Raw genomic sequence first — 20,681 nt, 5'->3', positions numbered from 1 at the left:
TCACTTCTGGCTGAAGCAAATCCAGTAACTTTATGAAGGGGCAAAGAATCTTTTATTTTTTGATGGCTTGGCTGATGGTGGCAACCTTCGGCTATGCCCTCGCTTTGCCTTTTCCGCAGCAAGAGAAGAAGCTTCCAAAGCACCAGCCCATTCAGGTAGATGAGGATACGATTCCTGATTCCCTGCTGCATCCCCGTTGGAAAATCCAGCTTACCCAACCTTATTCCCTGAACGATCTCTATCAGAGTCCACTCGACCTCAAGCGTCCTGATGCCCTCCAGTATCAGGTCATCTACAATGATACCCTCAATCGTTATGTCATCGGCAACCGCATGGGAAATACCTGGCTTTCGGCTCCCATCATGCTCACTCCGGATGAATATATGAAATGGACGGAACAGAACGAGCGCAATGCCTTCTATCGCCAGAAGAACGATGAAATCTATCAGGCGAAGGGCAAGGAGAAGTTCGATTTCTCTGATATGCACTTCGATCTGGGACCTGCCGAGAAAATCTTCGGTCCCGGTGGAATCCGTGTCAAGACCCAGGGTACTGCCGAACTGAAGTTTGGTATCAACAAGAAGAATATCGACAACCCGTCGCTGCCTATCCGCAACCGAAAGACCACGATGATGAACTTTGATGAGAAGATCAATCTCAACGTGAATGGAAAGGTGGGCGATAAGATGGATCTCAACCTGAATTACAACACCGATGCCACCTTCGACTACGATGCCCAGAACATGAAGCTGAAGTATGATGGCAAGGAAGATGAGATTATCAAGCTGGTTGAGGCGGGCAATGTATCCTTTCCCAGCAACTCCTCGCTCATCAAGGGCGCCAGCAGTCTTTTCGGTGTAAGAACCGATATGCAGTTTGGCAAGCTCAAGCTGCAGACGGTGTTCTCGCAGAAGAAGTCGGCTTCCAAGAGTGTATCGAGCCGGGGTGGCGTGCAGCTTACTCCCTTCGAGCTTAATGTGGCAGATTACGAGGAAAACCGTCACTTCTTCCTCTCTCAGTATTTCCGCAGTCATTATGATGCCTGGATGCAGAAACTGCCGAATCTGCTGACGGGTATCACCATCAACCGTGTGGAAATCTGGGTAACCAACAAGACGGGAACCACCACGAATACCCGAAACATCATCGCCCTGACCGACCTGGGAGAAAACGAGAAGGTGAGCAATCCGATGTGGGGGGCAGGAGGAACGATGGTGCCGGCTAACAATGCCAATACCGAGTATGCATCGATGACAGGTCAGTTTGCCGCTGCCCGTGATATCAACCAGACAGCCTCTGTTCTGGAAGGTGGCGGACTGATAGGCGGCAGCGATTTCGAGAAGCTGGAGAGTGCCCGTCTGCTCAATTCCTCTGAATATACCGTGAACCAGGCGATGGGATATGTTTCGCTGAAGTCTGGTCTGCAGACCGACCAGGTTCTTGCCGTGGCATACGAATATACCTATGGCGGAGTGACCTATCAGGTGGGCGAGTTTGCCTCGGATATCACCGATACCAAGCAGGCTCTCTTCGTGAAGTCGCTGAAGAATACCAGTTGCAATCCACAGCAGGGCAACTGGGACCTGATGATGAAGAACGTATATTATCTCTCTTCGCAGGTGGAAAAGGAAAAGTTCCGCCTCGATGTGAAATATCAGAGTGATACAACGGGTGTCTATGTCAACTATATTCCGGAAACGCAGGTGAAGAACCAGCCTATCATCCGTGTGCTGGGTGCCGACCGACTCGATAACAACAACAAGGCGCGCAGCAATGGCTACTTCGATTATGTAGAGGGCTATACCGTATCGAATGGTCGCGTGTTCATGCCGAAGGTGGAACCGTTCGGCAGTTATATGCAGGATTATCTCGTGAAGAAGGGCGTGTCTGAGGAGCAGGCTGAGAAGTATGCCTTCACCGAACTCTATGACAGTACGAAGACCATCGCCAGGCAGATAGCCGAAAAGAATAAGTATCTCATTGTGGGACAGTTCAAGGGTTCGGCAGCCAATGTCATCTCCCTCGATGCCTACAATGTGCCGCAGGGTTCGGTGGTGGTGACGGCAGGTGGCGTTACCCTGAAGGAGGGTACCGACTACTCGGTGGATTACAATGCCGGCGAGGTGACCATCCTCAATCAGAGCATCATCGATGCCGGTACGGCGGTCAACGTCTCCCTGGAGAGCAATACCGATTACGGACAGATGAGAAAGACGATGGTAGGATTCAACTGGGAGTATGAATTCTCCAAAAATTTCCAGATCAGCGGAACCTTGCAGCATCTCTCGGAACAGGCGCTCACCAACAAGGTGGCGATGGGCAGCGAACCGCTGAAGAATACGCTCTGGGGCATCAACCTGAACTGGAAGAAGGAGAGCCAATGGCTTACCAATATGCTCGACAAGATACCGTTCCTGCATCTCACCCAACCTTCCTACATCTCCTTCAAGAGTGAGTTTGCCCAGCTTCTGGCGGGCGAGGCAGGAGGAGTGCAGGACAATGCTTCGTATATTGATGACTTCGAGAATACCAAGGGAACCATCGACGTGATGACTCCTACTTCGTGGGTTATCTCCAGTGTGCCGTCGCTCAACTTCAAGGATGATTACAATGACAAGACGGGGTTGACCAGCGGTTACCATCGTTCCCGCCTTGCCTGGTACACCATCGATCCGCTTTTCACCCGACGGGGAAGTTCGCTCACTCCGGGCCATATCAAGAGCGACCTCAAGCAGTTGAGCAACCACTACGTGAGAGAGGTGTATGTAAAGGAGCTTTTCCCTCTGCGCCAGCAGAGCACCTATCAGGGAGCCACCAGCACCCTGAGTGTTCTCAATCTGGCTTACTATCCATCGGAGCCGGGACCTTACAACTTCAATGTATCCGATCTGCAGTCGGATGGTACCCTTGCCAATCCGTCCCGCAACTGGGGTGGAATGATGCGCAAGCTGGATACCAACGATTTCGAGCAGGCAAACGTGGAGTATATCGAGTTCTGGATGCTCGATCCGTTCATCTATTCCCGAGAGCAATCGGATGCAGCCGACTATGGTGGCGACTTCTACATCAACCTGGGCGAGGTGAGCGAGGATATCCTGCGTGATGGCAAGAAGTTTTATGAGAGCGGAATGCCGGTGGATGGCAGCAACAGCTTCACCTATACGCAGTGGGGTAAGATTCCTACGCAGAGCACCGTGACATACGCATTTGCCACCACCAGCGGAAGCCGTGCCCTGCAGGATGTGGGATTCAATGGTCTGACCGATGCCGAAGAGCAGGAATTCTACAAGAGTGCCTATCTCGACCAGATACAGGGAAAGGTGAACCAGGCGGTGTTCGACAGTATCTTTGCCGACCCAGCCCGGGATAACTATCACTATTTCAGAGGATCTGACTGGGATGAGATGCGTGCGCCCATCCTTCAACGATATAAGTACATTAACAACCCTCAAGGCAATTCGCCTGACAGCGAAAGCCGTACCGAGAGTTATGATACCTCCTATAAATCTACACCGGATGTGGAGGACATCAACCAGGACTATACGCTGAACGAATACGAGAAGTATTTCCAGTATCACGTCAGCATCCGTCCGGAAGATCTCGTGGTGGGCAGCAACTTCATCGTGGATAAGCGGGAATACACCCAGACTTGGCGAGACAACACGAAATCCACGGTTACCTGGTATCAGTTCCGCATTCCTGTGGATGAGTTTGAGAAGCGCCAGGGAAACATCAACGATTTCTCCAGCATCCGCTTCATGCGAATGTTCCTCACCAACTTCAAGAAGCCTATCGTGCTCCGTTTCGGTACGCTCGACCTGGTGCACAGCAAGTGGCGTACCTACGACCAGCCGTTGGGTGCAGCCAGTGGCGGAACCTTGGAGGCGAGTGCAGTCAGTCTTGAGGAAAATGCCGAGAAGACACCGGTCAACTATGTGCTTCCTCCGGGTATCAGCCGTGAACAGGACCCATCGCAGCCACAGCTTGTCGAGGCAAACGAGCAGGCGCTGAGTATGGTGGTGAAGGATCTGACCCATGGCGAGGCAAAGGCGGTATATAAGAACTCTACCCTCGATCTCCGCCAGTACAAGCGCATACAGATGTTTGCCCATGCCAATGCCCTGGAGCAGAACGCCACCAATCTGAAGAACGACCAGCTGGCGGTCTTCATCCGTCTGGGCAGCGACTATAAGAACAATTACTATGAGTATGAGATTCCGCTCAAGCTGACCGAACCTCGCAACAATTATAACCGCAACAGTTCTGCCGACAGAAAGCTGGTCTGGCCGGAGGAGAATATGCTCAATGTAAACCTGAGTGTATTTACCAGTCTCAAGAAGGAGCGCAACAAGGCGAAGGCTGCTGGTATGGCTTCCTATATGGCACCTTATGTGATGATGGATGCTGAACATCCGGGCAACCGGATCACCATTGTGGGCAATCCGAGCCTGGGAGAGGTAAAGACGCTGATGATAGGTGTGAGAAACAATTCGGATGAGGTGAAGAGCGGAGAAGTCTGGGTCAACGAGCTCCGGCTTCTGGAGCATAACAACAAGGGAGGATGGGCTGCCAATGCCAATCTGAACGTGCAGCTCTCCGATCTGGGTAGCGTGAATGCCACCGGACGCTATATGAGCGAAGGCTTCGGCGGTCTGGAAGACGGCGTGGCTAGCCGCAGCACCGATAATTATGGTGCCTATAGCGTGACCACCTCGTTGGAGATGGGTAAGTTCTTCCCCGACAAGGCGAAGGTAAGCATACCTTTATATTATAGTGTGACGAAGGAGAAGACCTCTCCGAAATACAATCCGCTGGATACGGATATGGAACTGAAGGATGCGCTGGATGCCGCCGGTTCGAAGGCTGAGCGGGACTCTATCGAGAACATCGCCGTGACCAAAGTCACCCAGACCAACTTCTCGGTATCCAATGCCCGGGTAGGTATCGCCACCCGTCGTCATCCGATGCCTTACGATCCAGCCAACTTCTCGTTTACCTACAGTCATGCCCATCAGCATACCACGGGTGAGACCACGGTCTTCGAGAATCGGGACAACTGGCGCGGAGCCCTGGATTATTCCTGGACACCGGTCTATAAGGCGTGGGAACCTTTCAAGAAGTGGAAGAACAAGAGCAAGTGGCTCGACATTCTGAAGCGATTCGGATTAAACTGGTTGCCTCAGAACATAGCCTTCAATACGGAGATGACGCACGAGACCTATGAGCTGCAGGAACGCGATATGGAGAGTACGCTCAATTCGCAGCTGCCGCTCACCGTGAGCGACCAGTTCCTCTGGAACCGCGAGTTCTCTCTGCGCTGGGATCTGACCAAGAACCTGCACATGAACTTCCAGAGTGCCACCCATGCACAGGTAGATGTGCCTTATCCGGATGTGAATGCCGATCTCTATGCCGACCAGTATCATGCCTGGAAGGATTCGGTGTATCGGAGTTCGGTATGGCAGAGTGTGAAGAGCTGGGGTACGCCGCTCGACTACAGTCAGAACTTCACGGCATCCTATAAGTTGCCTATCCATCTGCTGCCTGTCTTCGACTGGGTGAATACCGATGCCTCCTACAACGCCAACTATACTTGGGAGCGAGGTACGGAGGATGAGAACGGCAACTCGTATGGCAACACCATCAACACCCAGCGCGAGCTGACGATTAACGGAAGCTTCGACCTGGTGCGCCTCTACAACCACATCCCATTCCTCAAGAAGGCGAATGACCGATTCAACCGCTCGATAAGCAGGAGTGAGATAGAGAGGAAGAAGAAGGAGAAGGAAGCCAGGCGGAAGCAGGCTTTGCAGAAGAATGCCCAGCAGAAGAACGATATGCAGAAGAATCAGGTAGATCTGGCAAAGGCGCTTCCGAAAAACAGGAAGGCTTTCGAGAAGGAAATCACCCTCCTGCCGGATACTACCCTGCTCATCAGACATGGCAAGAACAGCAAGCGACTCATCATTTCTGCTAAGACGGAGGATGGAAAGGTGTATCATCTGAAATATAAAAAGGTGGATAACAACCAGATTCGTATCAAGTCGAAGGTGGATAGCATGATGAAGCTGAAGATTACGGTGATGCCGAAAGAGCCGCTCGATAACGAAAGATGGTATCGGACAGCCCAGACGGTAGCCCGACTGGCAATGATGCTGCGCAAGGTGAGCTTCACCTACCGCAACAACTATCAGATGCTTCTGCCGGGCTTTACTCCTCATGTGGGGGATGCCTTCGGACAGAAGAAAGTGGGAACGATGGCGCCGGGACTGGATTTCGCCTTCGGACTGGTGGATGACAGCTATATCGGAAAGGCAAGAGACAACGACTGGCTGCTCTGCAACGACTCGATTGCTACGCCGGCTACTACCAGCAAGACCGAGAATCTGCAGCTGCGTGCCACCCTGGAACCTGTCAGGGATTTCAAGATAGATCTTTCTGCCACCCGCACCATGACCACGCAGAAGAGCATACAATATATGTATGAAGGTACACCGACCACCCAGAGCGGAACTTTCCAGATGACTACCATCTCGCTGAGTTCGGCTTTCGAGGGCATCGGAAATGCCAACAGTGGTTATCGCAGCAGGACTTTCGAGAAGTTTGTCAACTCGCTCGATGGTTTCCGCCAGCGGGTGGAGTCGCAGTATGCCGGAACGGTATATCCTGTGGGTTCTACCTTGGGTGGAGGCAAGTATGATGCTTCCCGCACACCGGTTAATCCGTATAGTGGTGATGTGATGATTCCTGCATTCCTCAATGCCTATACCTCGATGGGCGGCAGTTCGCTCTCCATTTTCCCGGCATTGAGCCGACTCTTGCCAAACTGGACCGTCCGCTATAGCGGCTTGGGCAAGTTGCCTTGGTTCCGTGAGCATTTCAAGAGTGTGAACATCAACCACGCCTACAAGAGCATCTTTGCCGTGGGCAGCTATAGCAGCTACAGTACCTATCAGGAGTATATGAATGGTCTGGGCTTCGTGACGGATGCCTCTACGGGCAATCCATCGCCTAGCAGCATGTTCAATGTTTCTCAGGTGAGCATCAACGAGGCATTTTCGCCATTGCTCGGTATGGATGTTACGCTGAACAACAATATGACTATCAAGGGTGAGTATCGCCAGACCCGAGTGCTGAACCTCAGTATGACGAGTGTACAGGTGAACGAGGCGCTGAGCAAAGACTGGGTGGTAGGTATGGGCTATCGCATCAACAACTTCAATCTCTTCGGTGCTCCAAAGGCACACAAGGTGAAGGGAAGAACGAGTGCCCAGCAGAACAGCAGAAACGGAAGCAAGGGCAAGAATCAGACCCAGAACTACGGTCCTAATCACGACCTGAACCTGCGTCTCGACTTCAGTTTCCGCAAGCAGGCAGCCATCGTCCGTGATATAGCCACGATGACAAGCAGCGCCAGTAGCGGCAACAATGCCCTGAAGCTGAGCTTCACGGCTGATTATACCTTGAGCAAGATGCTCACCATGAGTTTCTACTATGATCGCCAGACCAATACCCCGCTCTTGTCGAGCAGCAGTTATCCGACGACCACGCAGGATTTCGGTCTGAGCATCAAGTTCTCGCTGACGAGATGATGTTTTTTATCGCCCAACTGCGGTGCAAAGGTACAATAAAAAAAGACATTGTGTTTTGCAAGGTTGTCGCTGGGAGGGTAGGTAACAAACCTGCGCTCCCAGCGCATTCTTACTTTATAAGAATGGGGTCATGTAAATCGGAATCAAGAGTGTTTGCCCATCTTTCTGTAGATCTTTGGTGTAAACCAAGTATGGATGTACTATCCTGTCGGAGAATTTTTGACAGAAAGCATCAAGCGAGGCATGCGTTTTGTAACCAGACGACTTGACCTCTACTGGGCACAACTTATTGCCGCGTGACAACAAGAAGTCGATTTCGTAAGAATGCGTGGCATCCTTTGGAAAAGTATAGTAAAAGAGTCTGTTGCCTGAGGCTCTCAGCATTTGGGCAACCAGATTCTCAAATACGTATCCCATATTGGTGGATAGCTTGTCGCTCAACAGTTTCTGGTAGATGATGTTCTCCGTATAATCCTTGTCCCAGAAAGCCAAAGTTACGAATAGTCCCGTATCGCCTATGTACAGTTTGTACTTGTTGATGTTGGCTGTCAGTGGCATACCTACATTCGGATCATCCGTGTGGTACGCAATGTTAACCGTCTTGCTGTCTTCTAAGTTGAGTATCAACTCATCTATTTTCTCAGCTGCCATTCTTCCTACAGCAGAAGTAGGCTGATAGCGGAGCTGGTTCTTGCTCAATTGGGCTGGGATAGACATGAATAGTTTGGATATTTTGCCCGATGGGTCTATCTTTCTGAAATCATCAGCATATAGTTGGAGAATCTGTCGCTTAACGGTATCTACTTGCTGTAGATTGTTAGTGTTAAGATAAACATTGACAGCTTGTGGCATTCCTCCTACCAACATATATAGGCGTAGTTCTCTCATCTTCAATCTGTTGACTCCCTCGCCTAGAGATATTTTCTTATCGAAAACTTGACGCAGCAGAGGCACGCTAGCCGTGTCCCCCATGGCCCATCTGAACTCTTCGTAATCCATCGGAAACATCTCGATACGATGTTCTTCGCTAGGGATACTAATGTCCTTAGTGCTCTTATGTATGCTGATAAGTGAGCCAGTCTCTATATAGTCATATCTACCGTCTTTTACCAAATACTTGATGGCTTGTCGGGCTTTCGGACATTGTTGTACCTCATCGAAGATGATAACCGACTTTCGCTCATGCAATGTTTTATTGTAAGCATTCTGCAGGAAAAGAAAAATGAAATCTATATTCATAAGATCATCAAAGAGTGCTTTCACTTCCTTGGAAGCCTCATTGAAATCTATCAAAATGTATGATTCGTATTCATTCTTGGCAAATTCTTCTACGATAGTTGACTTTCCAATACGGCGAGCACCCTCTACAAGGAGGGCTGTACTTCCCTTGGAAATTTCCTTCCATTTAGCCATTTGGCTATATATTTTTCTCTTAAATATCATATTCTCCATATTTTCAATGTCTTATGGGTGCAAAGTTACATAAAAAATATGTTTTACCAAAATCTTTTTGGCGAAAATATGTCGTTTTACCAAAATCTTTTTAGTGAAAATATGTCGTTTTACCAAAATCTTTAGTGTTATTAAGGATTTGAATTTTCCTGTAAGCCGCTAGGATATCGTGTGAGAATATCCTGGCGGCTTTTTGCTTAGCTTCCCAGCTCCAACTGATTTCTGTTTTACAATCGGTTTATTTCCTCCCGAGCTGCGCCCTTGCCTCGATAACTCTTCTTCTTGTTGAAAGAATATGTTACATTGAGAGATACATTGTGAACACCGCCCTTGAGGTTTTGATAGAAAGACACTCCATTGGTCTCAATCAAGTTCTTTTGACGCCAAAGCTTGAAGCAATCATTCCAGTAGATGGTAAATGCCCAATTGCCCAAGCTCTTGTTAAGTCCCATGTCAAGGAGAACATATCCCTTGGTATAGTTAGTGGCAGAATATCCTTTGCTAACCCATATTCCATCGAAATAAGCATAGATTCCCCAAGGTAAGTCAAAGCGGTTGCGCATAGTCATATTAAACAACGGCTTGTTGTATGACTTTTCGGGATTACCATATTCCAACTTCTGCAATCTCAGCACACCGTATAGCGTAGGATGCCAGATGCCTATGTCCAATCTTTGCCCTGCCACCATCTGAAAATAATCATAGCTAGGTAAGTTTACATTTTTGATGATATTTACCTTCTTGTTTTCCATATATGAATAAGTTGTGGCAAGTTCTCTCATGCTATGTACATAAGAGAGGCTCAAGCTCATCTTAAGATAACTCACATCCAAACTTAGCTCTCTTTCTAGTGATGATTTCAGCAAAGGATTTCCAAGCATCCATGATGTATGCGAGGCATAAGAATAAGTATTGCTCAGCATACTATAGCTAGGACGGTCAACTGAAGAGCTGTAAGATAATCCCAAACTCAGATTGTCGTTCTGATAATCAATGCTTACGTATGGAAGCCAATCCGTAAAACTCTTAGATTGTTCAGCAACCTTCTCACCATTAAGTATATAAGCAAAGTCGGTGTTCTCTACACGCAGTTCTGTTCTTGCGCTCCATGAAGGGCTAAGCTGCCAATTTGCCGTAATGTATCCTGCTGTCAGATGCTGGCGTTCCTCATCATGAGAAGCATCAAAGAGAGCCTCGTCATGAGAGGTGCTTCCCACAAAAGATTGGCGAGTCTTGGTATACGAATATTGGGTGCCTAAGTCTAGAGTTACAGCCTTCCATGAAGCAGTGAAATTAGCCTTGCCCGCTACCAGGTGATTGTTGCTATGACTTACTGTACCAATATGATTCGCATAGTTCTCACCTTGCTCGTTGACATCAGAGAGTTCATTGGAGTAGTTGTAAAGATAGTCCACATCTGCCGCCAACTGATAGTTCTTCTTTTCACCGAATTTCAATATAGCATAAGAGTTGAGATAATGGCGTGTATTTTGCTTTGACTGTTCACTCGTTGACTCAAGCTGTGCATTCTCTGGCTCTACATTTGTCTGGATGTCATTTGTTGAAGAGTATTTTCCCTTAGGTTTTCTGCTAAATTCATAACGGATGCCCAGAGAATTGGCTCCAAAGTCGTAACTAGCACCTATATTGGCGTTTAACTTATGCGCACGATTCTTATAGGTAGTATTTGTTTTTGTTTCATACTCATTATTGCCAAACTTTTCCAGATAGTAGCCTGTTTGCTTTTCTCCGTCCCCGGCATAATTGGCTCCGGCATACACTCCAAGTCTATTGCTGCCAGTCCAAGACAAGTCCAGGCCCGTTCTCCCGTATGAAACATCAGAAAGTGTAGCACCGGCTTTTGCTAAGCCTGCCCATCCTGTATCCTGCTTTTTGGTATGGATGATAATGACCGACTTCACATCTGCCTCATATTTAGCTCCAGGATTGGTGATGATTTCTACTCTTTCGATATTCTGAGAGGAGAGTTGTTGCAGTTCAGAATTGTCTCTTACCTTTCGCTGGTTGATGTAAATCTCTGGAGTTCCTTTGCCCAATACCGAAATATTATTGCCTATGCCATCAATTAATGGCATCTGCTTGATGGCATCCAAGGCAGAACCCAACTTAGACAAAGGGTTACCTATCATAGAGACGGTTAATCCCATATTGTTAGACTTCACGTAGTTGCGATGTCCCTTCACAACGACTTCACCTAACAGCTTGGCGTCATCCTGCAGGGTGATATTACCAATAGATTCATTATGGCAAATAAGATAGTTTGTCTTATATCCCATGGTAGATACTTTGAGAATATCGCCATTTTGGTATCCATTCAGTGAGAATGCACCATTCTCGTCGCTTACAGTGCCTTTTATAAATGTGGAGTCCTGCTGGTTAAGCAAGAATACATTCGCATAAGGCAAGGCTTCGCCCTGCTCATTGATAATTTTTCCAGTGATGTGTTGAGCCATGGCAGGCATAGTTGCTATGCACAGAAATGGCAATAATATCTTTTTCTTCATAATTTTCTCTTTTAAAAATTTAGTTAATGTGACCATGTCTTTATAATTATTTTAATCGGTTGCAAAGGTAATCAATGTTTTCCTTATAAATTCTAACAAAAATCTAATATTTTTCTAATAAGCAGATATTATTTGTTCCAAGTTCGATTTTTTTTTGTACTTTTGCAGTGTTTAAATAGTAAGGATTATGAAGAAAGTATATTCTATAGCATTGTTAGCTATCATAATGATAGTATGCCTGCAAGGATATAATGTACACTTGCAGTATCAAAAATACAAGTTAAAATGTATTGATGAGATTAATGATATGCTGGTACAATCAGTTGACGAGGAATACCATAATAGAGCAAAAAGCAAAAATAATCCTGATAAAAATGGAGAACACCATATTCGATATAAAGTATTCAATGCAACTGACAAAATTCAAGAGAAAAAAATAAAAGAACCTGGCTTAGATTTGCAAACTTTAGATATTGGTTCCCTAAAAAAACAAGGAATATTGAGTAATTATGGGGATGCCGTCATATTGCTGTCACAAGATATGTTGGAGCAAGAAGGAAAGCCTCTAAATTTAGCTAATCTGAATGAAATAGTTAGCAGAAGAATGGAAGACAAGATAGAGCGCTCCATATTCTTACTCGACAAAAATAAAAAGATAATAAAGACAGAAGGAGTTAAGAAAGTCCCTTCCTCGTGGGTTTGCTCAAAAGATGTAGCAGTAAATTTAGCCAATCTCCGATTTGTAAGAGTTGCTATGCCTGTTCCACCTTCTAAGTTTATAGCACACTCTATATGGACATTGGCTCTGTCTGTACTATTTGTACTGATAGCTGTAGTTTGCATCGGTTATCACCTCTTAGTGATAAAGAGAAAAGAGCAGCTTCTAAGAAATCGAGAACTAGGCGTTAATGGTATCATCCACGATCTTAAGGCTCCTATCAATAGCGTTATCTCTGTATTGAGTTTGCTAAAAGTAAAGGTAAAGGAAGATAAGATATTGTTGGATGTAATTTCACAAGCAAGTGACAAGGCTAAGTTGCTGGAGAGCGATATAGAATCTATATTGCTTGCAGCCAAGGGTGGCAATGATAGAATATTACTCAATTTGAAGAAGGTCAGTCTTCTAGAATTAACAAATATCGTTAAGACAGATATGGACATATTATATAAGAAGAAGCCGCATAACATCGTAATTTCCGATGAGACGCATGGAGATAACATGGCATATGCCGACGAATTATATATCCGTAATGTGATGAGAAATCTGGTGGAGAATGCACTGAAATATTCTGATGACGGAGTGAATGTTCAAGTGTTAATCAGAAATATAGACGAAAATATCGAGGTTAGCGTAACCGATGATGGATGGGGCATTACACCCAAGGACCAGAAGTTGATTTTCAGACAGTTCTACCGTGTGCGGCAGCATAAACAGGTTAAGGGATATGGTATCGGATTGGCTGTGGTGAAATATGTGGTGGAAGCACATCATGGAAGAATACGCGTAAATAGTGAATTAGGAAAGGGAAGCTGTTTTACCTTCAGTCTTCCTAAGGCACAATAAAATGGCAAGAAAAATGGAAAAATTGAAAGTAATCATTGTGGATGACGATAAGTTGCTAGGCACTACACTGGTACTGGGCTTAGAAGAGTTAAGTATGAAACCTTACTATCTAGACTCATTGGATGGACTTTTGGATAAAATTTTTGAGGTCCAACCTAATATATTGGTACTAGACGTTGAGGTAGGCATGGGAAATGGCATCGAGATACTAAAAGAATTGAAGCTTCATGCCATCAACATACCTGTTATCATTATGTCCTCACATATTCAGATGGATTACATCTCAAAAGCATTGGAGAACGGGGCTTTTCATTTCTTGAAGAAACCATTTGAGATAGATGAACTTGGCGCATACATCCAGCGTTTTGCAAAAACTGATGAAAAGTTAGGGATAGTGACCGATATCCAAATAGGCTGTCTAAACTTGCATATGCAATTCCATGCTCTATATACTAAAAATAACGATCAAATTCATCTTTCACAGAAACAGTTTGAGGTGCTTAGTATATTGGCACAAAATCTAGGGAAGATTACGACTCGTCAAACTTTGAAATGTCAACTATGGCCTGATGGCAACTATTCTGATCCCAGTTTAGATAACTACATTTCGCAACTAAGAAAAATCTTATCGGTTGATGAGAGTATTAAATTAGAAACAATCCCGAAAGTTGGCTTCCTGTTAAAAACTAACAAATAAGGGCGCGTCATTAGTGTCATTAAGTATTTGAGCTTTCATATAAGCAAAGAAAAAGCCGCTAGGATATCGTGTGAGAATATCCTGGCGACTTTATATGGTAGCTTGAAAAAAACTTTATTTCTTGTCGTAAGCGTGAACAGGGTAGTCGATGGTATAGTGAAGACCACGGCTCTCCTTGCGCTCGATAGCCATACGGGTAATGAGATAACCTACATTGATCATGTTGCGGAGCTCGCAGAGCTCCTTGCTTACCTTCACACGCTTGAAGAGATTCTCGGTCTCTTCGTAAAGAAGGTCGAGACGGTCCCAGGCACGCTTCAGGCGAAGGTCGCTGCGCACGATGCCCACGTAGTTGCTCATGCATTCGCCCACCTCCTTGACGCTCTGGGTAATCAATACCTTCTCCTCGTTGGTCAAGGTACCCTCGTCGTTCCAGGCAGGAACCTTCTCATTGAAATCGTATTCATCCACATGCTCCAGACTGTGCTTGGCAGCTGTCTCTGCATAAACCACAGCTTCGATGAGAGAGTTGCTGGCAAGACGGTTGCCACCATGCAGACCGGTGCAAGAGCACTCGCCCAAGGCATAGAGGCGGTTGATGCTTGAACAGCCGTTCAAATCTACCTTGATACCACCACACATGTAGTGAGCGGCAGGACGAACCGGGATGTAATCCTTGGTGATATCGATGCCGATGCTGAGACACTTGGCATAGATGTTAGGGAAGTGACGCTTGGTCTCCTCCGGATTCTTATGGGTAACATCCAGGCAGACATGATCCAATCCGTGAATCTTCATCTCCTTATCGATGGCACGGGCCACGATGTCGCGAGGAGCCAAACTCAGGCGCTCATCATATTTCTCCATGAAGCTCTCGCCGTTAGGCAGACGCAAGATGCCGCCGTATCCACGCATTGCCTCGGTGATGAGGAATGCAGGGTGGGTCTCTCCAGGATGATAGAGGGCTGTAGGGTGGAACTGTACGAACTCCATATCGGCTACGGTACCCTTGGCACGGTAAACCATCGCCTCGCCATCACCGGTAGCGATGACTGGGTTGGTGGTAGTCTGATAAACGGCACCACATCCACCGGTACACATCACGGTAACCTTGCTCAGATAGGTATCCACCTTCTGGGTATCAGGATTCAGAACGTAGGCTCCGTAACAGTTAATATAAGGTGTACGGCGGGTAACACGAGCACCCAAGTGGTGCTGAGTGATGATTTCTACAGCGAAATGATTTTCCTTGATATCGATGTCTGGGCAGTTACGCACAGCTTCCATCAGACCGCGCTGGATTTCAGCACCTGTATCATCTGCGTGATGAAGAATGCGGAACTCGCTGTGTCCGCCCTCACGATGAAGATCGAACTTGCCATCCTGCTGCTTGTCGAAATTGACACCCCACTGCACGAGCTCCTTGATCTGCTCTGGTGCCATGGTGACAACCTGCTTCACAGCCTGATAGTCGCTGATGTAATCACCAGCGATCATTGTATCCTGTATGTGCTTATCGAAGTTATCTACTTCCAAGTTGGTAACTGACGCCACACCACCTTGTGCAAATGAAGTGTTTGCCTCATCGAGTGAGGTTTTGCAGATCATACACACTTTACCTTTATGCGCTCTGGCTACTTTCAGAGCGTAACTCATACCGGCAACTCCTGAGCCGATAATCAGAAAATCATACTTATAAACCATGTGAGTTTATTCTAATAATGCTTAATTGTTTGCAAAAGTACTAATTTCTCTTTAAAAAGAGTAATAAGAGAGGGATTTTTTGTAATTTTGCAGCGAATTTTAAGGTAATATAGTCTTTTAGACTATCAAATAGTAGCTGAAAACGCTATTTTAAAGATAAAAGAACGAGATATGGCAGATAGAACTTTTCATAAGCGCTTCAATACGACGGCTCGTGTTGGAGTGGTGGTTTTCGCCCTCCTGGCAGGATATTTCTTCTGGGTCAAGATGGCGATTATTGGCATTTTCGTTGCCATCATCATTGTGGGCATGATCGAGCGTATTCTGAATACCACCTATACATTCAAGAAGGTGAAACCTATCGACCGAGATGACGAGATGGAATATCTCATCATCAACGAAGGCAGGTTCTCTTCCAACAGAAATGTGCCGGTATGCGACATCATCAGCGTGCATACCGCCAAGACCTTTCTGGGATTGGATCATTGTCTGGTGATAGAATACGGACATCATAATATGGTAACGGTGCAGCCCGATAATGAAGAGGCTTTCGAGAAAGAAATTAGTAAAAGACAATGAAAAAGATTATATATATGATGATGAGCTTCATCATGGCTACGCTCATGGCGATGCCGGTGCAGGCTCAGGATGTGATTGAAGGAGAAGTGGTGGAGCCGCAGGACGACACGGAAGTGACCGACTCCACAATGTTGGATTCCCTGGCTGCTGATACATTGAAGCTGCCTTGGCCCGAATCGGTGCAGGTAGGTATCGGCAAACTCTTGGAAAGTAAGATGTTTGAGACATCGCAGGTGGGGATCATGGTCTGGGATATGGATGCTGATTCCTGCATCTACAAGCACAACGAACGACAGCTGATGCGCCCGGCAAGTACGATGAAGCTCTTGACAGCCATCACCGCACTTGACAAGTTGGGCGGTTCCTATCAGTTCAAGACTCAGTTGAAATATACCGGAACCATCGAGGACGGTGTGCTGACGGGTGATGTTTACTGTGTGGGAGGTATGGATCCCCGTTTCAACAGTGATGACCTGACGGCATTTGTCAACAGTCTCAAGGATATGGGTGTGGATACCATTCGGGGTAATGTATATGCCGACCGTTCGATGAAGGATGCGTCATTGCTGGGCGAAGGCTGGTGCTGGGATGATGATAATCCGGTACTTTCGCCATTGGTTTTTTCCCGCAAGGACATCTTCATGGACCGTTTCCTGGCTAAGTTGAAGGATGCAGGCATCGAATATGAGGAGATGTATGCCTCTTCCAAGACCTGTCCTGCCAATGCCTTTACCATCTGTACCCGTTTCCATACCATGGACCAGGTACTGCATAAGATGATGAAGGAGAGTGACAATCTCTATGCCGAGTGCATGTATTACCAGATTGCGGCTTCTACGGGCAACCGTCCGGCAAGTGCCAAGAGTGCCCGCAACGTGGAACGGCAGTTGATCAATAAGCTGGGACTGGATGCTTCCCGCTACAGACTGGCAGATGGTTCGGGCTTGTCGCTCTACAACTATCTCAGTGCCGAGCTGGAGGTGATGATGCTCCGTTATGCTTTCCGCAACGACAACATCAAGCAGCATCTGATTCATTCCTTGCCTATAGCAGGTGTGGATGGAACCCTGAAGAAGCGTATGAAAAGCGGCAGTGTCCACGGCAATGTCAAGGCAAAGACGGGTACCCTGACCGGTATCATCTCGCTGGCTGGCTATTGTACGGCAGCCAATGGACATGAGCTTTGCTTCTCTATCATCAATAATGGAATCATGCACGGCAGCAATGCCAGACATTTTGCAGACAAGGTTTGTAACCTGCTTTGCCAACCATGATAGGGAGTTGATAGTTAAGAATTGATAGTTTACTGTTTGTAGTTTATGGAAGAAATTCGTAGATTTGTAGATGAAATGATAACATGGGCAGGTATCACCGGCGATTACGTGCCTATGCTTCGTCATATCCTGCTCACCATCACCGCTATCTTGCTGGCGATGCTGAGCGATTTTCTGTGTCGTAAGATTGTAGTTCCGTTGATCTCGAAGATTACGGAAAAGACGGAGGCTTCCTGGGATGATGTGTTGCTGAATAAGAAGGTGCTCACTTCTGCCTGCCATATCGTGCCAGCAGTGGTAATATGGTCGCTCATGCCGCTTATCTATCTGGAATATCCTATATTCAAGGAGATTCTGGAGCGTGCTACGGGTATCTATATCGTGGTGATGTCGGTACGTACGGTATTGGTGTTCATCGGTTCCTTCAAGGGATTGGAGAATAGCGGAGAGCGCCGCTCTTCGGCTCAGCAGTATTTCCATACCTTCTGCGGTGTGCTCAGGGTATTGATGCTCTTTGTGGCTGGAGTGGTAGTGGTTGCCATCCTGTTGGGTAAGAGTCCGATGACCTTGTTTGCCGGCTTGGGTGCTACTTCGGCAGTCTTGATGTTGGTTTTCAAGGATACCATCCTCGGTCTGGCTGCCGGTGTGCGACTCACCAGCAATGATATGTTGCACAAGGGTGATTGGATTACCGTGAAGTCGGTAGATGCCAATGGTATTGTGGAGGATATGTCACTTACTACCGTAAAGGTGCGTAATTTTGATAATACCATCGTTACTATCTCGCCAGCTACCCTGGTGAACGGTTCGTTCCAGAACTGGATTGGCATGCAGAAGAGTGGGGGAAGAAGAGTGAAGCGAATCGTTTATTTTGATTTCCGTAGCATCCGATTGGTAGATGAGACCTTGAAGCAGACCTTGCTTGCCAAGCATTTCGCCACAGAGGATTCTTTCAAGTTGAAGGAATCTCTTCAGAAGGCTATAGAAAAGGATATTCAGGAAGGAAAGGATATTGAGGACTTGAAGAATCCTGCTGCTTTGGCTCCAACCAATCTCCAGCTTTATCGTAGATTCATGGAGAAATATCTGCGTCAACGCCCTGAGGTAAATACGGAACTTACCTTGATGGTGCGCCACATGGAAGCTACCCAGTGTGGTCTTCCTATCGAGTTCTATTTCTTCATCAAGGATAAGGTATGGGTTAATTACGAGCATATCCTTGCCGACATCATGGAGCATGCCTATGCGCTTGCCAATGAATTCGGTCTGAAAATTTACGAGCAATATCCGGAGCAGTAGGGAAGAAAAGCATAATAATGATCAATAACTCTTTTTTTTCAACAGAAATACTCCGTTGGTTTCGTGAGAACGGCAGAGACCTGCCTTGGCGCGAAACCAGGGATCCTTATGCTATCTGGCTGAGCGAAATCATCCTTCAGCAAACCCGCATTGCCCAAGGTTGGGAATATTGGGAACGGTTCGTGCAGGCCTATCCCAAAGTAGAAGATCTGGCAGCAGCCAGCGAGGATGATGTCTTGAAACTCTGGCAGGGCTTGGGGTATTACTCCCGTGCCCGCAATCTTCATACTGCTGCCAAGCAGATTGTGGCTCTCGGTGACTTTCCCAACACCCTCGACGGCATCAAATCCCTGAAGGGAGTAGGTGATTATACCGCTGCTGCCATCGGCTCTTTCGCTTTCGATATTCCGGCAGCTGTGGTTGATGGCAATGTCTATCGGGTGCTTTCCCGATATTTCGGCATCGATACTCCCATCAACTCAACTCAGGGGAAAAAGGAGTTTGCTGCTTTGGCTCAATCGCTCTTGCCTGCCTCCGATGCGGCATCCTATAATCAGGGAATGATGGATTTCGGTGCGATTCAATGCACCCCCCAGTCTCCGAAGTGTCTGCTCTGTCCGCTTGCAGAAACCTGCGAGGCTTTGCGTTGTGGCAGGGTGGAGGAACTGCCCGTCAAGAACAAGACTGTGAAGGTGAAGACTCGCCATCTCTCCTATATATATATAAGGTGTAAATCTTCGGTGGCGGATGATTCAGGAATTCCTGAACCGATGGTTGCCATCCATCGCCGTGGAGAAGGTGATATCTGGCAGGGATTATGGGAGCCTTATAATGTTTCGGATGTCAAGGAACTGCCTTCTTTCGTGAAGAATCCGATTTTGCTGGCAAAAGATGTCAAGCACGTACTGACTCATCGCATCCTTCTTGCCGATTTCTATCTCCTGGAAACAGAAAACCGTCCTCCACTCCCAGATGATTACATCTGGATCAAGGAAAGTGAGATAGAAGACTATGGGGTTCCGAGGCTGATAGAAATCATGCTGGAAAAGATCAATCCTGCAGAATAGGATACGTCTCAATACCCTCACTAAGTGAAACTTGAATATATATAATCTCTTCATATAGAATAAAGATGATTCAATTCAATAAGAAAATGAGAGGATGGGTGATAGCTGGCGCCATCGCTTTGCTCTCTACTTTGGGCTTGTCGTCCTCTATGTTGCCAGCTGCACAGGGGGATGCACCGGGAATGGAAATCCCGGTTTCAAAGAAAAAGGTATCGCAAACCATCAGAAAGCGTTTTGCCTATACCGTTTCATATAATCATGATACCCGTCAGCCTAACTGGGTGGCATGGACCTTGACCCGTGCTCATGCTTCGGGTAAGTTGAAGCGTGGCGACTTTGAGGATGATATGGATATGCCATCACCTAAGGGAACGAAGGCTGATTACTATAACAGCGGTTATGATAGAGGTCATCTCTGTCCGGCTGGTGATAACAAGTGGAATCAGAAGGCTATGGACGAGTGCTTCCTGATGACCAATATGTGTCCTCAGACCCATGCTCTGAATGCGGGAATCTGGAATAGCATAGAACAGCAATGCCGTACCTGGGCTAAGAAATATGGTAAGGTCTATATCGTCTGCGGTCCGATATTCCTGAATAAGCAGCATCGCAAACTGGGTAAGAACAAGGTGGTGGTGCCTGATGCTTTCTTCAAGGTTATCCTCCGCACCGGCAAGAATCCGCAAGCCATCGGCTTTATCTGTCGCAACCAGGGAGCTACCGGTTTGCAGAAGAAGGACTTTGTCAACTCGGTAGATGAGGTGGAGCGTATCACCGGCTACGATTTCTTCTCCAAACTTCCTGATAACATCGAGAAAAAGATAGAGGCAAAAGCTGATATCAACAAGTGGTAATAGACAAAGAGAGTCGCCCTGAAAGGGCAAAAGCTTTGAAATTGAAAGCTTTTGCCCTTTCAGGGCGACTCTCT

11 protein-coding genes are annotated in these 20,681 nt (G+C 46.9%); 8 read left to right on the top strand and 3 right to left on the bottom strand.

Annotation, left to right across the window (positions count from 1 at the left end; translation table 11 throughout):
* The first annotated feature begins 62 nt into the window (after positions 1-62).
* Complete coding sequence (sprA, locus tag CFT61_RS07010) at positions 63-7,592, top strand: cell surface protein SprA (protein ID WP_176425533.1); 7,530 nt, start codon at positions 63-65, stop codon at positions 7,590-7,592.
* Positions 7,593-7,706: 114 nt separating this feature from the next.
* Here sprA and CFT61_RS07005 read toward each other — a convergent pair whose 3' ends face one another.
* Both CFT61_RS07005 and CFT61_RS07000 read right to left on the bottom strand, forming a co-directional pair.
* Positions 7,707-9,035 carry an ATP-binding protein gene (locus CFT61_RS07005; protein ID WP_089543845.1) on the bottom strand — a complete coding sequence of 443 codons (1,329 nt, stop codon included), beginning with the start codon at positions 9,033-9,035 and terminating at the stop codon, positions 7,707-7,709.
* Between the two features lie 236 nt (positions 9,036-9,271).
* Positions 9,272-11,569 carry an outer membrane beta-barrel protein gene (locus tag CFT61_RS07000; RefSeq protein WP_176425532.1) on the bottom strand — a complete coding sequence of 766 codons (2,298 nt, stop codon included), beginning with the start codon at positions 11,567-11,569 and terminating at the stop codon, positions 9,272-9,274.
* A 187-nt stretch (positions 11,570-11,756) separates the two neighbouring features.
* Between CFT61_RS07000 and CFT61_RS06995 the strand changes: the two genes are divergently transcribed.
* Complete coding sequence (locus tag CFT61_RS06995) at positions 11,757-13,133, top strand: sensor histidine kinase (protein WP_089543752.1); 1,377 nt, start codon at positions 11,757-11,759, stop codon at positions 13,131-13,133.
* Between the two features lies 1 nt (position 13,134).
* Complete coding sequence (locus CFT61_RS06990) at positions 13,135-13,830, top strand: response regulator transcription factor (RefSeq protein WP_089543751.1); 696 nt, start codon at positions 13,135-13,137, stop codon at positions 13,828-13,830.
* 114 nt (positions 13,831-13,944) lie between these two features.
* Here CFT61_RS06990 and nadB read toward each other — a convergent pair whose 3' ends face one another.
* A complete protein-coding gene (gene nadB / locus CFT61_RS06985; protein WP_089543750.1) occupies positions 13,945-15,534 on the bottom strand; it encodes an L-aspartate oxidase in 1,590 nt (529 codons plus the stop codon).
* Positions 15,535-15,705: 171 nt separating this feature from the next.
* Here nadB and CFT61_RS06980 point away from each other — a divergent pair, with 171 nt between their 5' ends.
* The 5 genes from CFT61_RS06980 to CFT61_RS06960 all read left to right on the top strand — a co-directional run bounded on the left by CFT61_RS06980 (position 15,706) and on the right by CFT61_RS06960 (position 20,607).
* Complete coding sequence (locus CFT61_RS06980) at positions 15,706-16,113, top strand: PH domain-containing protein (protein ID WP_089543749.1); 408 nt, start codon at positions 15,706-15,708, stop codon at positions 16,111-16,113.
* The gene (gene dacB / locus CFT61_RS06975; RefSeq protein WP_089543748.1) at positions 16,110-17,387 is read left to right on the top strand and encodes a D-alanyl-D-alanine carboxypeptidase/D-alanyl-D-alanine endopeptidase; all 1,278 of its coding nucleotides are present in this window, start codon (positions 16,110-16,112) and stop codon (positions 17,385-17,387) included. Before CFT61_RS06980 ends, dacB begins: the two co-directional genes overlap by 4 nt.
* Before the next feature lie 45 nt (positions 17,388-17,432).
* Positions 17,433-18,686 (top strand): mechanosensitive ion channel family protein, encoded by a 1,254-nt coding sequence (locus CFT61_RS06970; RefSeq protein ID WP_089543747.1) that lies wholly within the window; start codon positions 17,433-17,435, stop codon positions 18,684-18,686.
* A 17-nt stretch (positions 18,687-18,703) separates the two neighbouring features.
* A complete protein-coding gene (mutY, locus tag CFT61_RS06965; protein WP_176425531.1) occupies positions 18,704-19,753 on the top strand; it encodes an A/G-specific adenine glycosylase in 1,050 nt (349 codons plus the stop codon).
* Between the two features lie 65 nt (positions 19,754-19,818).
* Positions 19,819-20,607 carry a DNA/RNA non-specific endonuclease gene (locus tag CFT61_RS06960; RefSeq protein ID WP_089543745.1) on the top strand — a complete coding sequence of 263 codons (789 nt, stop codon included), beginning with the start codon at positions 19,819-19,821 and terminating at the stop codon, positions 20,605-20,607.
* Positions 20,608-20,681 lie beyond the last annotated feature (74 nt).

The organism is Segatella copri (assembly GCF_002224675.1).
In the GTDB taxonomy this organism is placed as follows: Bacteria; Bacteroidota; Bacteroidia; order Bacteroidales; family Bacteroidaceae; genus Prevotella; species Prevotella copri_U.
The sequence above is the reverse complement of the archived record's forward strand: the minus strand, read 5'-3'. Positions and strand labels throughout refer to the sequence as shown.